Below are 14,784 nucleotides of genomic sequence, written 5' to 3' on the forward strand. Positions count from 1 at the left end.
GTGCATGATCTCTACCGCCGGTACGTCAGCCGGTCGCAGGTGTCCTTGATGACGACCTTCGGCTTCGGTCGGGAGCTGGTGGACCGGGCAGAGGGCGCCTGGGTCCACATGCGCGACGGCAGCCGGGTGCTGGACCTCTCCGGCGGCGTCGGCGTGCTCAACCACGGCCACAACCACCCGCGCGTTCTCGCGGCGCGGGCCCGGTTCGCCGAGCAGCGGCGGATGGAGGTGCACAAGGCATTCTTCTCGCCGTACCTGGCGGCGCTGAGCCACAACGTGGCCGAACTGCTGCCCGGAGACCTGTCGATCTCCTACTTCCCCAACTCGGGTGCGGAGGCGAACGAGGGCGCCATCAAGATGGCGTACAAGTACCACGGTGGCCGGCGCGGGACCATTCTGCGGGCCGACATCAGCTTCCACGGCAAGACGCTCGGGGCGGGCAGCCTGACCGGGTCGGCGGAGAACCACTTCCGGTTTCCGGGCCTGCCCAACGCGGTGGTGTACCCGTACGGCGACGTGGCGGCGGTGCGAGCGGCGGTGGAGGCCACCCGCCGGCCGGACGGCGGTTGCGACGTGTACGCGCTGATGGTGGAGCCGTTCAGCGCATCGAGCCTGCGCTGCTGGTCCGAGTCGGCGCTGCGCGAGCTGCGGCAACTGTGCACCGACGAGGACATCGTGTTGATCTTCGATGAGGTCTACACCGGCTGGGGCAAGACCGGCAGCCTGTTCTACTTCATGCGCCACGACGGCCTGCTGCCCGACATCCTCACCTATTCGAAATCGCTGGGCGGCGGCAAGGCGTCGATCTCCGGGTACACGGCGCGGGAGCGGTTGTTCCGCAAGGCGTACGACCGGCTCTCCGACGTGATCCTGCACAGCACCACCTACTACGGGTTCGGGGAGGAGACCGCCACCGCCATCGAGGCGGTGAACGTGGTGGTGGACGAGGACTTCCCCGGCCGGGCCCGGCAGGTGGAGGCGATCCTCGGCCCGGGCCTGGAGCGCGTCCGCGCGAATCATCCGGACGCGGTGGACCGGGTCGCGGGGGTGGGATCACTGTACGGCGTGTTCCTCAACAGCGGCCCGAAGCTGCTCGAACTGGCCGGCAAGCTGGTGCCCGGGTTCACCCACGACCCCCAGTTCGGCACGAAGCTGATCACCCTGTCGGTGATCGCGCACCTCTACCGCGAACACAAGATCATGACCTACTACAGCCCGAACGTCGAGAACCCGCTCATGGTCGCCCCCACCCTGATGGTCGAACCGACCGACCTGGAGCACTTCCTGCGGGCGCTGGACGCCACGCTGGCGCTCGGGCTGCGCCGACTGCTCACCGGGTTCGTCCGGGAGAAGGTCGGTGCCGCGTGGTAGGCGACGGCCGCCGGATCGTGGTGACCGGAGCAAGCGGCATGCTCGGCGGCTTCGTCGTCCGCCGGTTGCGCGACGAGGGCGTACCCGTGCACGGGGTGGACCTGCGCGCCCCGGTCGAGGCCGGGCTGGACGCCACGGTGGCCGACGTGCGGGACCGGGTCGCCATGACGGCCGCCTTCGCCGGGGCCGGCGCGGTCGTGCACTGCGCCGCCGCGCTGCCCAGCTACGCGCCGGACGAGATCCACTCGGTGATCGTGGACGGCACCCGCAGCGTGCTGGCCGCCGCCCGGGACGCGGACGTGCCCCGAGTGGTGCACATCTCGACGACCGCCGTGTACGGGCTGCCCCCGGTGGTGCCCACCCCCGAAACCCACCCCCGCGAGCCGGTGGACAGCTACGGCCGGGCCAAGGCCGCCGCGGAACAGGTCGCCGAGGAGTTCCGTGAGCGCGGACTCTGCGTACCGATGCTGCGGCCGAAGACGTTCCTGGGCCCCGGGCGCATGGGCCTTTTCGCCATGCTGTTCGAGTGGGCGCACGAGGGGCGCCACTTCCCCATCCTCGGCCGGGGCGACGTCCGCATCCAGATGTGCGCCGTCGAGGACCTCACCGAGTGCGTGCTCATCGCCCTGCGGGCCGACCCGGAACGGGCCAACGACACCTTCAACGTGGCCGCCACCCGGTTCGGCACCCTACGCGAGGACTTCCAGTCGGTCCTCGACGCCGCCGGCCACGGCCGGCGGGTCATCTCCGTCCCGGCCCAGCCCGCCCTGCTCGCCCTCCAGTTGCTCGGCCGCGCTCGGCTGTCCCCCGTCTACGACCGGCTCCTGCACAAACTCCTCGCCGACTCCTACGTCAGCACCGACAAGGCACGGCAACGGCTCGGGTTCACCCCCCGGCACTCCAACCAGGACGCCCTCCTGCGCACGTTCCGGTGGTGGCAGGCCCAGCGGTCCCGCGGCGAGGCCCACCAGGCCGGCCGCACCAGCCGCGAACCGTGGTCGCAGGGCGCGCTCCGCGTCGCGAAGGTGTTCTTCTGATGAACCCGGCCCTTCACACCAGCCCTGCGGTCCGGACCGCCGGCCCGCAGTCCACCGACGCCAGCCGGGTCGGCACGCTGGCCGGCACCCTGCTGCGGCTGGCCCGCCCCGGGCAGTGGCCGAAGAACGTCCTGGTCATCTGCCTACCGTTGCTCGACCCGCTGTCCTGGAACCGCGGCGCGCTGGTCAACCTGGTTGGGGCGGTCGTCGCGTTCACCCTCGCGTCCGTGCTCGTCTACGTCCTCAACGACCTCGTCGACCGGCGCCGCGACGCCCACAACCCGGACCGGTGGCACCGTCCGCTCGCCTCCGGACGGCTCTCCCCGCGGACCGCCGTCCTGTTCGCCTCCGCCCTGGCGGTGCTGCTCGTCGGCGTGCTCACCCTCCAACCGGCGGCCACCGTGTGGCCGATAGCCGGGTATCTCCTGCTCAACGTCGCCTACTCGCTGGGCCTCAAGCACGTGCCGCTGCTGGACGTCTTCCTCGTCGCCACCGGCTTCGTGCTCCGGCTCGTCCACGGCTACCTCGCCACCGGGGCCGCGATCCCCGGCTGGCTGCTCACCGCCGTGTTCACCCTGTGCCTGCTGCTCACCCTCGGCAAACGCCGCCAGGAACTGCACAGCACCGGCGCCGACCACCGGCCCGCCCTGCGCGGCTACACCGTCGCCCTCGCCGACCAACTCATGCAGCTCTCCGCCACCCTCACGGCCGGCAGCTACCTGCTCTACCTACGGGACGAGGCGCCGCTTGGCGCCTACGCATCGACCGCGGTGGTCCTGCTGACCCCGATGGCCGTCTTCGGGCTGTTCCGCTACCTGCAACTCGTGCTGGTGCACAACGCCGGCGGGCACCCGGTCCGGGTGCTCGTCCGTGACCCCGCCCTGGTGGCCAACACCATCCTGTGGGCCGCCCTGTCCGGCGGGCTCCTGCTCGCCGCGCGGGGGCAGTGGTGACGGCCGACCGGTCGGCGGTGGCCGATGGCACCCCGCCGGAGGTGGTGCACAACTCCGGCGCCGTCGAGGCTCCGACGCGTACGGCCGAGGGCGGGGGCGCTCCCGGGTCGCGGCGACGGCGGTGGATCACCTGGGTGATGCTGGGCGCGTCCGGGTCGTGGCTGGTGTTCGTGGCGGCGCACCGGGGCCTGTCCGGCCGGGTCTGGTGGTGGAACCTGCCGGACCTGGCGCCACCGCTGCTTTTCCTCGCCGTCCCGGTCCTGCTGCTCGCCGCGCTGCCGCTGGCCCGACCGGCGCGGCGGGTCGGCGCGATGCCGGCCGTCGCGGCGCTCGTGCTTGGCTGGCCGTGCGCGGGGGTGAACATCGCCGCCCTGTGGCACCGGCCCCCGCCGGCACCGGCGGACGCGATCACCGTCTTCTCCTGGAACACCTGGTACTGGGATCAGCTGGTCCGGACCGGTCCCCGGGGCGAACCGATCCGCGATCCGGACCGCTTCTACCGCTTCCTGCGAGCCCAGGCCGCCGACGTCTACCTTCTGCAGGAGCACCTTTACCTCGACGGGCAAGACTGGTCCCCGCTGCCGGTGGCCGACCCGGAGCGGGTACGCCGGGAGTTCCCCGGCTTCCACGTCGCCGTCTCCGGGGAGCTCGTGACGCTGTCCCGCTTCCCGATCGTCCTGGACCGCCCGGTCGACCTGCGCCCCTGGCTGGCCCGGCATTGGCCCGCCCTCCCGCCGGCCGACTCCCGGCTGCCCGACTACCACACGGTCAAGACACTGCGCACGGACCTGCTGGTGTTCGGCAGTGTGCTCTCCTTCTACAACGCCCACCTCTACGTACCGGTCGTCGGGCTGCCCACGCGCGGCGGCGGCACCGCCGAGGACGGCCTGGCCCGCCAGGACCTGCGGGAGGCCAACTACCTGGCGGTGGCCGCCGACGTCGCCGACAACCCGCACCCGGTCGTGCTGGCCGGCGACCTCAACACCTCGCCGGCCATGCGGCAGCTGCGTACGCTGCCGGACCGGCTGGTCGACGCCACCCCCGCACTCGACTCGCTCTATCCGACCTCGTGGGCCCGCTACGGGCTGCCGCTCTGGCGGCTCGACTGGGTGTTCACGACTGCCGACGTCGACGTGCACCGCTACCGGATGGTGCCGGCGGGCGGCCTGTCGGACCACAGCGGGCAGCTCGTCGTCGTGTCGCTCCAAGACTGTCGAGAAAGGACGTCGTGTCGATGAACCACCCGGACCAGCGGTACGACCTCACCGTCGCCCTGACCTACTACACCCCGTACATGAGCGGGGTGACCCACACGGCCCGTACCGTCGCCGAGGGGATGGCGGCACGCGGCTGGCGGGTGGCGGTGGTGGCCAGCCAGCACGACCGGTCCACCCCGCGCCGCGAGACCCTCAACGGGGTGGAGGTCTACCGGTCGCCCGTGCTCGGCCAGATCACCCGGGCGCAGATCAGCCCGGCCTACCCGATCGAGGCGGCCCGGATCGCCCGCCGGTCGGACCTGCTCTACCTCAACCTGCCGATGGCCGAGGCGGCGCTGCTGGCCCGGCTCGCCCGGCCCACCCCGATCGTCAGCATGCTGCACATCGACCTCTACCTGCCGCCCGGCCTGCTCAACCGGATCGCGGTCGCCGCGTCCGACGTCACGTCCCGGGCCGCGCTGCGCCGCTCCGCGGCCGTGGTCACCAACAGCGAGGACCAGGCCCACGCGTCGAAATTCTGGCCGCTCGTGGAGAAACGGGAGTTCCGCCCCATTCCCGCGCCGTGCCTCGACCATCGCGGCGGCCGGCCACACTACCGCCGAACGAACGGGCTGCACGTCGGCTTCCTGGGCCGCATCGTCGAGGACAAGGGGATCCCCTACCTCGTCCGGGCCTTCCGGCGGATCGCCGACCCCGACGCCCGGCTGCTCATCGGCGGCAACTACCGGACCGTGATGGGCGGCGACAACCTGGCGGACATCCGCGCGGAGATTGGGGCGGACAGCCGCATCGAGCTCCTCGGCGAGCTGCGCGGCCAGGAGATCGCCGACTTCTACGCCTCGATCGACGTGTTCGCGCTGCCATCCGTGGCGGAGTCGTTCGGCATCGTGCAGGCCGAGGCGATGATGTGCGGCGTGCCGTCGGTGACCACCGACCTGCCCGGCGGGCGTTATCCCGTGCTGGCAACGCAGTTCGGCACGCTGGTGCCGCCCCGGGACCCTGTGGCGCTGCACCGGGCGATCCTGGAGCTGGCGGCCACCCCGCCCGACTGGCGGGAGACGAAGGCCCGCGAGGCGCGGAAGCTCTTCGCGGCCGAACGGAGCCTGGACGAGCACGAGGAGCTGTTCACGCTGGTGCGGGAGCGGGCCGCCAGACGGGTACGGTGACCGGCGGCGAGCCGGCGCGGCGGCGGCACTGCCCGGCCCCGCTGTTCCCGCATCCCTGCCGATCGCCGCGGTGGCCGCAGTGTATCGGGTTGCCGGCGCGTCGGTGGACGCGGTCCTACGGCAGACCGGCCCTGACCGGCCGGCAGCCGCTAGAGGCGCTCCTCCCGGTCGAGGTAGTCGGCGAGTTCGATGACGACGTCCGTGTAACGCGGGTCGGTGTGGTACGGCCAGTGTGCCTCGATCGGCGGCGGGACGGTGTCCATGGGTGGGACGGTGACCGCGCGCGGGTCGCGCAGGCGCACGTCCACCTGCCCGGCCGGCCCGCCGACGGCGGGTGCCTGGCCCGGGTGGTGCGTGGAGAAGATGGCCCCGCTGATCGGGTCGGTGTTGCGCCAGAGGTTGCGCCACCGCCACCCGACCCGTTCGCCGACCTCCTGCAGGACGTCCGCGCCGAAGTAGGCCGGCATCAGGTGGCCGTAGAGCCGGCGCAGCGGTGAGCCGTAGGTGAGCAGGGCGACCCGGTGCAGGGTCTCCGGCGGCAGTTGCAGGATGGCCGCCGCCGCCAGCGCGGAGCCGTGGCTGTGCCCGGACAGCACCACCTTGTGCTCCCGGGTCAGGGCGCTCACCCGCCTGGCGAGCTCCGGCACCGCCCGCTCGGCATAACAGGGCGGCGCGAACGGATGCGTCGTCCGGGGGAAGAAGGTACCCAGGTCCCACAGCACCCCGGCCGCCCGCCGGACCTCCGGCGAGACGTACGCCAGGAGGCCGATCAGCACGAGCCCGATGATGATCAGACCGAGCGAGATCGTCCCCGCGTCGGTGAGATAGGCCGCGAGCCCCACGAACGTCCCCTGGTTGCCGCTGACCTTTTGCGCCAGCTGGGTCGGCCCGATCTCGATCAGGTCAAGCGCGGTGAACACGAGGCTGAGCAGGGAAAGCACGAAGTACACAATGAGCAGCGGGCTGAACTGCTCGGCGAGGCGTGACCGGCTGATCGCGCGACGCACCATCTGCACCTGCCCGGCGGCCTGCGGGGGCGCATCGGGAAAGTCCTCCCGGCTGATCCGCTCCGCCAGCCGGTCCCGCCGGCGCCGGCTGAACCGGCCCGCGTACAGGCCCACCACGGTGACCAGCAGCACGGTGAACAGAGCACCCAGCGCCTCCCACCGGTAGGCGATCGGCGGGTCCAACGGCGGGGAGCCGGGCGGCGGGGGATGCCCGGGACCTGGGATGTCACCCCGGTCGAGGATGTCGGCCACCCGGTAGACGAGTCCCGCCGTCATGGTGGCCGCGAGACCGGCCGCGACCGCGCCGAACACCGGGGCCCCCAGGCCCCGGAAGAACGCCCGGGCCGAGGGCGGGGCCGCCCGCTGCTGCCACACGGTGATCACCGCGAGCGCCAGCAGCAGCGCGGCCTGTCCGAGGATCACCAGATTGACGCTGAGGGCGAAACCGGGCAGCGCCCCTCCGCGGGGTACGGGAGGACGCGGCAGGAGGGCGTACCCGGCGGTGAGGACGGTGATCGCGATGACCGCCACCCGCAGCGGCCGGATGACCACCCTGGTCCAGTCCCAGCCGGTGTGCGGAGCGCTCAACGTGGGCAGGCAGAGCAGCACCACGCAGGCGGCCACGAGCAGCGCCGCCGCAGCGAGCAGCGCCATGCCGACCGGCCGGTGGTCCAGGGTGATGAGGGCGAAGAGGGCGCTGACGTCGAGCGTGCCGTAGGCGATCGCCACGTGGATCGACCGGAGCCGCCCGACGACGGTCTCCCCGCTCCAGAAGCCGGGCGCGTCGAGCCGGTCCCCGGGCGGGGCGCCCGAGCTGCCGTAGCTGGACCGGAACGCCTCGTAGGAGCGCGCGGAGCGCTTACCGACCCACCAGATGACGCGGATGGTGGCGGCCGGGAACACGGCGAGGACGACCATTCGCGGCCCGATCGGTAACTCGTCGAGCCAGGCCAGGTACCCCCGCCCGGCGGTGCACGGCCGGTACTGCACGCACTGCCAGCCGACAAGGTCCAGGGTGACGCCAATGATCGACAGCACGAAGATGGCGGTGATGGTGGCGCCCAGCACGCGGCAGAGGGCCTTCACCGTGTCGCCGTTGCCGCCCGGGGGCCGCAGCCACGCCGCCAGGTTGCTGAACATGAAGGGCAGCAGGAAGATCAGCGACAGCGTCCGGGCCACCGTGCTCACGGTCAGGTTCCGCCACTGGTACGCCTCGATGACCACCCCGCCCGGCCCGGACGTGTCGCCGAAGCCCGGGCGCGGGCGGTAGAAGCCGGCGTTGCGGTCACCGGCGACCCGGACCACCACCGGGTGGTCCAGCAACTCCTCCGCCCGCACCCCGGTGACCCCGTGTATGCGCAGCTCCACCACATCTCGCGACATCTGCCCCTGACCACGCCGTCGGGTCGCCCCGGGCCGCCGCGGGCCCGCTCGAGTCTGCCGCGCGCGCATACCCCGGACCGGAAGCGCTATGCCCGGCAAAGCCGGCTCCGGCGATCGCCGCCGTCCCCTCGCTAAGCTGGCCGGGTCCGGATCGGTGGGGAACCGGCAACGTGCCAGGAGGAGCGGCGGCGATGACCGGTGGCGTCCGGCGGTCCGGCCAGGGCCCCGCGGTCGAGACCGACCGGGACGCGTGCCTGGCGGCGGTGGCCCGGGCCGCCAGCGCCGACGCCGGTGGGGTGCCCGTGGACCTGCTCGGCGACTACCTGTGGCTGCTCGCGGAGGCCGCGGTGACCGGGCGCCGGCCACGGCGGGCCGAGCTCGACGCCGTCGGTGTGCTCGGGCGGCGCGCCGCCGAGCAGGGCGTGTCGGCCGGGCGCGCGGTCCAGCTGTACCTGTCGGCGGCCCGCCGGCTGTGGCAGCAGCTGCCGCAGCTGACGACGCCCACCGACAGCACGGGGGTACGCGCGTCCGCCGAGGCTGTGCTGCACGTCGTCGACAGCGCGGTGGCGACCCTGGCCGAGGGCTACGCCGCGGCCCGCCGGGAGCTGGTCCGGCGGGAGGAGACGCTGCGCCGGGAACTCGTGGACGACCTGCTGCGCGGCGACTCCGACCTGGGCGGCCTGGTGGAGCGGGCCGAGCCGTTCGGGTTGGACCTGGCCCGGGTGCACCAGGTGGCGCTGGCCGCACCGAGCCGGCGCCTGCCGGACACCGACGCGGCGATCAGTGCCCTGGAGGCGGTCATCTTCGATCGTCTCGGGGACCGTGACGTGCTGGTGGCCACCAAGGAGGGGCTGCTGGTGGTGATCGCCCCCGCCGACGCGGTGGCCCCCGACCGGGGTGGCCGCGGACGGGGCGCGGTCGGCGACCTCGGGCGGCTGATGCACGCCGAGCTCGACCGGCTGCCGCGCGGCGGCCCGTGGCAGGTGGCGGTCGGCCGCCCGCACCCCGGCCTGTACGGCATCGCCCGTTCCTACGAGGAGGCCCGGGAGGCGCTGACGATGGCGCAGCGGCTGAACGCCGACACGCCCGTCATCGACGCCCACGACCTGCTCATCTACCGTGTCCTGCTGCGTGACCAGCCGGCCATCGTCGATCTGGTGCAGGCGGTGCTCAGCCCGCTGCGGCACGCCCGCGGTGGCGCCCAGCCGTTGCTGGACACCCTCAACGCGTACTTCGCCACCGGCGGCGTCGCCACCGAGGCCGCCCGCCGGCTGCACGTGTCGGTCCGCACGGTCACCTACCGGCTGAGCCGGATCAGGACGCTCAGCGGGTACGACCCGAACGACCCCAGCGACCGGTTCACCCTGCAGGCCGCCGTGTACGGCGCGCGGGCGCTGGACTGGCCACGTCACCCGCTGCCCGGCCCCGCCGCGTAGCCGGCGGCCTCACCCGCACCGGTCGCCGCCGGCGGCCACCTCGACCACCTCCAGCAGGCCCAGCAGGCCGGCCAGCGCCACCGCCTCGGAGCGGGTGAGGCGGAAGCCGCAGGTGCTGTCCGGATCGTTCAGGTCGTCGTGGATGACGTCCCGGCGATCCTGCCCCCGGTACTCGACCACACCGATTCGGCGACCCTGCTCGGTCGTGAATGTGTGCCGCACTCCGATGCCCGGCAACGGCGTACGTTCGATCTTCATGGGGTGCTCCGTACTGGGAAGGGCTGGTGGGGGTGACCGCGATCCCGTGGCCGGCCGACGCCGACGAGCGGGGCGCGCGGCGTGGCCGCGCCGCCGAGGGGCGGGGGTACGGGCCGGGACTGCGGGTGAGGTTCGGGTGGCGTCAGCTGACGGCGAGCCGGCCCGGCGGCGCCCGGTCGGCCGACCAGGCGGGCACGCATCCCGGGATCGCCTTCGCCAGCCTGACCACGATGCACAGGCCCACAGCCGGGCGGGCGTGCCGGAACGCGGTGAGCACAGCGACCAGCACGAGCATCGCCAAGGCGCTGCGCTGGGCGACGTCGGACCGGTGCCGGTGGGGTGGCATGCGGTCACCATAGCCCTCCGGAACACACCGCCGGTGTCGCCCGGTTGCGGGCCTGCGGCGGCGGGCGGACCCCGCCACCCGCTCCGGGCGCGACACTCGCCGACTGGCGCATCGGTTGCGCGGCCACCGGCGGTACCTCGCCGGTGGCCGGCAAGCAAGCCGCTGGATGTTGGCCGGCCGTAGGCCATGTCAGTCCGCCGCTTCCGGCCGACGCTGGAGGTCCGACAGGTCCTGACCGGCGAGGAGGTGGGTGATGACGACCAGCATGGTGGCGCTGCCATTCGTGCCTGCCGGTCGAGCCTCGGCTGCCCCGCCGACGTCTCCCGGCCGCCGCGACGGCGCCGCGACACCCTGGCGCTGCCGTCCCCGCCGCCGATCCGCGCTCCGCCGAGCGGGGGCGCTGGGGATTCCGGGCACGGTCAGCGGCTGATCGCCGCGACCCGCCGCGACCGCTGAGGTCAGCCCCTTCCGTTGGCTTTCCCGCCGCTGCCCACGCCGGGCGGCGGCATCGTCACATCCACCGTTGAAAAAGAGGTCGGCATGCCTGTCGTCCAAGCCCCCACCGGTCGCCAGCCGGACACCGTTGGCGCCGGATCCGTGCTCAGCGGCATCGTCGGGCCCGCCACCACCCGCCCCAGCCCCATCGCCGTCGACCTCGGCAGCGGGCAGCTGCGCATCCGGGTGGGCAGCCACGCGACGCTCACCACTCTGGTCGGCGACCGGCGGATCCGGCCGCTGGTGCGGCGGGGCCAGATCGTCGACGGTCCCGGCTGCGCCACCGCGCTGACCCAGCTGCTGCGACAGCACCACGTCACGGTGCCGGCCCGGCCGCTGATCGTCGCCTGTCGCCCCTTGCTCGCGACCGCCGCCGACCACGACACCACCCGGCGGGTCCTCGACGCGGTGTTCGCGCCCGCGCGGCTGCTGTTCATCGACACCGTGCGTGCGGCCGCCATCGGCGCCGGAGCCGGCGCCGGCGCACTGCTCGTCGCCGACATCGGCGCCCAGCTCACCGAAGTCGCGGTCCTGCGGGACAGCCAGGTCGTCGCCGGCCGGCGGCTGAACCTCGGCACCGGCGACCTCGCCCACGGCACCACGGTCGAGATGCTCGCCGACACGCTCGCCCGCCTCGTGCGGGAGCTGACTCTGGGTACGAAGGCCGTGCCGTCGGCCGCCACCGCGCTGTCCCGCGGGATGGTCATCGTCGGGGACGGCGCCACCCGGCCCAACCTGAGAGACCGCCTCGCCGCGCTGACCGGGATCCCGGTGCACCGCGCCGCGGGACCCCGCACGGCCGCGCTGACCGGCGCGAGCCTGGCCGCGGCGGCTGCGGCCCGCCATCCGGCCGCGGACTGAGCCTGGTCCGCCCACCCTCCCCAACCTCGCGCTGGTCCCTGGCCAGTGCGTCCAGTGAAAGGTACCGACGCCATGACCGACACGCTGAGCGACCGCGCGAAGTCTCTGCGCGACATTCTCGAGCGGCAGTTCGAGGAGCACACCGGTCAACTCACCGCGCTCACCGCACACGCTCGGGAGCCCAACCACGGTGGTTACGACCCCGACACCCTGCGCGGGCTCATGGACACCGCGCGTCAGGGCATTGCGGACACCGCGGCGGCGCTGAAGCGCATGGCGGAGGGCAGCTACGGCAGCTGCGAGAGCTGCGGCGGTGAGATTCCGGTCGCCCGGCTGGAGATCCTGCCATGGGCCCGCCACTGCGTCCCCTGCCAGCAACGACAGCGGGTCTGAGCATTCTCCTCCACCGCGGGCGCCGTCGCCGGAGGACGGCGCCCGCGGCGGTACTCCAGGGGACCGCCGGACAACCCTGAGGGCTCTAACCTGGATCGATGAGACCTCGGGGGTTCTGGCCGGTCGTGATGCTGCTGACGGTGGCGCTGAGCGGGTGTGAGTGGGCGGACGTGACCGGCGGGGCCCGAGTGCCGGGCTGCACGGTCCCGAACGACGAGGACGAACTGCTCGACGCGTACGCGGACGACCCGGTCCTCGCCGTGCGGCCGGAGGGCGCCCAGCGCGGCGGCGACGTCGTCCGCAGCACAGGGTGCCGCCAGCTGAACAAGGAGGACGTGTCGAACACCTCGGTCACCCTGACCTGGCGGCCCGAGCGCGACAACGACGACGCGACGCTGCACCGCACCTTCGACCCCGTGGCCAGCGGCGACGGATGGCGTCCCGTGGTGGACCTCGACGTCCCGCCATACGTGCCCGGCGAGTCGACCCTCACCTATTGCCGAGAGGTCCGGGGTGTACCCAGCCGGCTGCTCATCCGGTCCCAGGCGGCACAGCGCATGGACGTCCGACCGAGCACGGCGGACCGGCCGGCATCCCCGCAGTGGTCCGTCGTCGCACCGGCTCTCATCTATCTCACCATCTACGCCGACCCGACCTGCCCGAAGCCGTGATCAGCGGGTGCAGTCAGCTGGGCCGGCGGCGGTGGAGCGGCCCAGCGCGCGGTTGAGCACCGATCGACCCGGCAGCACCTCGGAGTCGAGCAGAGCCACGCCGCCCGCGCCGGAGCCGGCGAGGCCGGCGGTGGCGCCGAGGGCCTGGAGCAGTCGACGTCGGGTGACCGGCATGCGGCCACCCTGGACGCCCGAGGTCAGGTCAGGGGGTCCGGCAGCAGCGCCAGGGTGGGCGCGAGCTGCGAGTGCAGCGGCGTGGGCAGCGCGTCGCGGGTGTACCAGCCGAGCCGGTCGAACTTGTGCGGCTCGCCGATGGCGACCGTGGCCGGGTCCACCAGGACCGCGAAGACCACCGCCACCCAGTGCGAGCGCGGGTCGTCGCGCAGCACGTTGCGCACCCCGAGCAGGGTGATCGCCAGCGGTGACGTGGCGTACTCCTCGCCGACCTCGCGGGTGACGGCCGCCTCGAACGTCTCACCGAACTCGAGCGCGCCAGCGCCGGTGTCCCAGGTGCCCGGCTCGTCGCGGGCACCGGCACCGCGCCGGGCGAGCAGCAGCCGGCCGGCGCGGTCGTGGCAGACGAAGACGCAGGACACCGATGGGGTACGCGCGGACATCAACTCATTCTGCGCGACCGGTCTGCCCGGCCGGCCCGGCCCCGGCCAGTAACGCCTCGGCGGAGCTGGTCCGGGCGTAGCGCAGGAACCGCACGGCCCGCCCTGGTCAGGCGGCCGGCGCTGTTACCTGGTGGTTACGCCGCTGCGAAGCCACCGTGGCACGGCGGGTCGACCGTCGAGCGCACGGGACCACCGGAGACGGTCCGGTGCTCGTCCCGGGCATCGACAGGAGGACAGCGATGAGACTCAGGAGTGCACTTCTGGCCCTGGTCGTCGTGCTCGGCGGGCTGGTCGCCGGCGTCGGCGGCGCCGCGGCGGCCACGCCGTACTGCGGCATCACCTGGGGCAGCACGGCCAAGGCGGGCGGCAAGCTGAGCACCGCCCCGCTGGTCGAGGTCCGCACCGGCCAGCACGGCTGCTGGGACCGGGTGGTCTTCGAGTTCGCCGGCCCGGCCGACGGCTGGTCGGTCGCGTACGGGGAGACCTACACCGAGGGGCAGGGGCTGGCGCTGTCCCCGTACACCGCGGGTGGCGCGCTGCTGCGGGTTTCGCTGCGGGCCCCGGCGTACGACGGGAACCGCGTGGCCACCGTGCCGTACCGCACCGGTGAGCACGCCGCGAACCCGCTCGGCTACCGAACCCTGCGGGACGTGGTCTTCGGCGGCAGCTTCGAGGGCTACACCACCTTCGCCGTGGGCGTCCGCGCCCGGCTGCCGTACCGGGTCTTCGTGCTCGACGGCCCCGGTACGCACAGCCGGATCGTCCTCGACGTGGCCCACCGGTGGCAGGCCTGAGCCCGTCGGCGGTGATGGGGGCCGACCGGGTCCCCATCACCGACCGTTGCGCCAGCACCCCACAACGTCGCACCCGGCTACCCTCGGTGGCCATGGAGGGCCGCGTGCTGGTCGTCGAGGACGATGCCTCCATCCGGGAGGTCACCGCCCTCGGTCTGCGGCGGGCCGGATTCCGGGTGGAGACCGCAGCGGACGGACGGGCGGCCCTCGCCGCGTGGCGGGCCCGGCCGGCGGACCTGATCGTGCTCGACGTGATGCTCCCCGGCCTCGACGGCTTCGAGGTCTGCCGGGAGATCCGGCGGACCAGCCAGGTGCCGATCCTGATGCTCACCGCCCGCACCGACACCATCGACGTGGTGGTCGGGCTGGAATGCGGCGCCGACGACTACCTGCGCAAACCGTTCGACCTCCCGGAACTGGTCGCCCGGGTTCGCGCCGTGCTGCGCCGCACCGTCGCCCCGGTCACCGACACCACGGTGACGGCCGGGCCGCTGGAGATCGACCCGGCCCGGTTTGTGGCCCGCAAGGCCGGCCGCGAACTGACCCTCACCGCGACCGAGTTCCGGCTGCTGCTGGAGCTGGCCCGCCGGCCCGGGCAGGTGTTCACCCGCGAACTGCTGCTCGACCGGGTGTGGGGGCACAGCTACCTCGGTGACTCCCGGCTCGTGGACGTGGCGGTGCAACGGCTGCGCGCCAAGGTGGAGGACGACCCCGGCGCCCCGACGCTGATCAGGACGGTCCGCGGCGCTGGCTACAAACTGTCGACGGGGTGACGGGCG

The 14,784-nt window shown here is 73.3% G+C and carries 16 protein-coding genes; 11 read left to right on the forward strand and 5 right to left on the reverse strand.

Annotated features, from left to right (window positions below; all coding sequences use genetic code 11):
* Window positions 1-48 precede the first annotated feature (48 nt).
* The 5 genes from ABZ783_RS09235 to ABZ783_RS09255 are packed head-to-tail and all read left to right on the forward strand — an operon-like array spanning window position 49 to window position 5,744.
* Window positions 49-1,371, forward strand: coding sequence for an aminotransferase class III-fold pyridoxal phosphate-dependent enzyme (locus ABZ783_RS09235; RefSeq protein ID WP_357435649.1), 1,323 nt, complete (start codon window positions 49-51; stop codon window positions 1,369-1,371).
* Window positions 1,365-2,408: an NAD(P)-dependent oxidoreductase gene (locus tag ABZ783_RS09240; protein WP_357435651.1), complete on the forward strand. Its 1,044-nt coding sequence runs from the start codon at window positions 1,365-1,367 to the stop codon at window positions 2,406-2,408. The genes ABZ783_RS09235 and ABZ783_RS09240 overlap by 7 nt, the downstream gene beginning before the upstream one ends.
* Window positions 2,408-3,361 (forward strand): UbiA prenyltransferase family protein, encoded by a 954-nt coding sequence (locus tag ABZ783_RS09245; RefSeq protein WP_357435653.1) that lies wholly within the window; start codon window positions 2,408-2,410, stop codon window positions 3,359-3,361. The genes ABZ783_RS09240 and ABZ783_RS09245 overlap by 1 nt, the downstream gene beginning before the upstream one ends.
* Window positions 3,358-4,599: an endonuclease/exonuclease/phosphatase family protein gene (locus tag ABZ783_RS09250; RefSeq protein WP_357435654.1), complete on the forward strand. Its 1,242-nt coding sequence runs from the start codon at window positions 3,358-3,360 to the stop codon at window positions 4,597-4,599. Before ABZ783_RS09245 ends, ABZ783_RS09250 begins: the two co-directional genes overlap by 4 nt.
* On the forward strand, window positions 4,596-5,744 hold the full coding sequence (locus ABZ783_RS09255; RefSeq protein ID WP_357435655.1) for a glycosyltransferase family 4 protein: 1,149 nt from the start codon (window positions 4,596-4,598) through the stop codon (window positions 5,742-5,744). Before ABZ783_RS09250 ends, ABZ783_RS09255 begins: the two co-directional genes overlap by 4 nt.
* Before the next feature lie 149 nt (window positions 5,745-5,893).
* On the opposite strand, the gene ABZ783_RS09260 is transcribed toward ABZ783_RS09255, so the two are convergent.
* The gene (locus tag ABZ783_RS09260; protein ID WP_357435656.1) at window positions 5,894-8,134 is read right to left on the reverse strand and encodes a hypothetical protein; all 2,241 of its coding nucleotides are present in this window, start codon (window positions 8,132-8,134) and stop codon (window positions 5,894-5,896) included.
* Window positions 8,135-8,325: 191 nt separating this feature from the next.
* On the opposite strand from ABZ783_RS09260, the gene ABZ783_RS09265 reads away from it, so the two are divergent.
* Complete coding sequence (locus ABZ783_RS09265; protein ID WP_357435658.1) at window positions 8,326-9,570, forward strand: helix-turn-helix domain-containing protein; 1,245 nt, start codon at window positions 8,326-8,328, stop codon at window positions 9,568-9,570.
* A 9-nt stretch (window positions 9,571-9,579) separates the two neighbouring features.
* Here ABZ783_RS09265 and ABZ783_RS09270 read toward each other — a convergent pair whose 3' ends face one another.
* Together ABZ783_RS09270 and ABZ783_RS09275 are read right to left on the reverse strand one after the other, a co-directional pair.
* A complete protein-coding gene (locus ABZ783_RS09270; RefSeq protein WP_357435659.1) occupies window positions 9,580-9,828 on the reverse strand; it encodes a potassium transporter TrkA in 249 nt (82 codons plus the stop codon).
* A 142-nt stretch (window positions 9,829-9,970) separates the two neighbouring features.
* Complete coding sequence (locus tag ABZ783_RS09275; RefSeq protein ID WP_357435660.1) at window positions 9,971-10,174, reverse strand: hypothetical protein; 204 nt, start codon at window positions 10,172-10,174, stop codon at window positions 9,971-9,973.
* A 540-nt stretch (window positions 10,175-10,714) separates the two neighbouring features.
* Here ABZ783_RS09275 and ABZ783_RS09280 point away from each other — a divergent pair.
* The 3 genes from ABZ783_RS09280 to ABZ783_RS09290 all read left to right on the forward strand — a co-directional run bounded on the left by ABZ783_RS09280 (window position 10,715) and on the right by ABZ783_RS09290 (window position 12,594).
* Window positions 10,715-11,530 (forward strand): rod shape-determining protein, encoded by an 816-nt coding sequence (locus ABZ783_RS09280; protein WP_357435662.1) that lies wholly within the window; start codon window positions 10,715-10,717, stop codon window positions 11,528-11,530.
* Window positions 11,531-11,602: 72 nt separating this feature from the next.
* Window positions 11,603-11,923, forward strand: a complete 321-nt coding sequence (locus ABZ783_RS09285; protein WP_357435665.1) for a TraR/DksA family transcriptional regulator — start codon at window positions 11,603-11,605, stop codon at window positions 11,921-11,923.
* Between the two features lie 98 nt (window positions 11,924-12,021).
* On the forward strand, window positions 12,022-12,594 hold the full coding sequence (locus ABZ783_RS09290) for a hypothetical protein (RefSeq protein ID WP_357435667.1): 573 nt from the start codon (window positions 12,022-12,024) through the stop codon (window positions 12,592-12,594).
* Here ABZ783_RS09290 and ABZ783_RS09295 read toward each other — a convergent pair whose 3' ends face one another.
* Both ABZ783_RS09295 and ABZ783_RS09300 read right to left on the reverse strand, forming a co-directional pair.
* On the reverse strand, window positions 12,595-12,768 hold the full coding sequence (locus ABZ783_RS09295; RefSeq protein ID WP_357435669.1) for a hypothetical protein: 174 nt from the start codon (window positions 12,766-12,768) through the stop codon (window positions 12,595-12,597).
* A 23-nt stretch (window positions 12,769-12,791) separates the two neighbouring features.
* Window positions 12,792-13,211, reverse strand: a complete 420-nt coding sequence (locus ABZ783_RS09300) for an NUDIX domain-containing protein (protein ID WP_357435670.1) — start codon at window positions 13,209-13,211, stop codon at window positions 12,792-12,794.
* Window positions 13,212-13,450: 239 nt separating this feature from the next.
* On the opposite strand from ABZ783_RS09300, the gene ABZ783_RS09305 reads away from it, so the two are divergent.
* Window positions 13,451-14,005 (forward strand): hypothetical protein, encoded by a 555-nt coding sequence (locus ABZ783_RS09305; protein ID WP_357435672.1) that lies wholly within the window; start codon window positions 13,451-13,453, stop codon window positions 14,003-14,005.
* Window positions 14,006-14,097: 92 nt separating this feature from the next.
* Complete coding sequence (locus ABZ783_RS09310) at window positions 14,098-14,778, forward strand: response regulator transcription factor (protein ID WP_073833575.1); 681 nt, start codon at window positions 14,098-14,100, stop codon at window positions 14,776-14,778.
* The last annotated feature ends 6 nt before the right edge of the window (window positions 14,779-14,784 follow it).

Origin of the sequence: Micromonospora sp. NPDC047738 (assembly GCF_040642675.1) — a bacterium.
Classification (GTDB): domain Bacteria; phylum Actinomycetota; class Actinomycetes; order Mycobacteriales; family Micromonosporaceae; genus Micromonospora.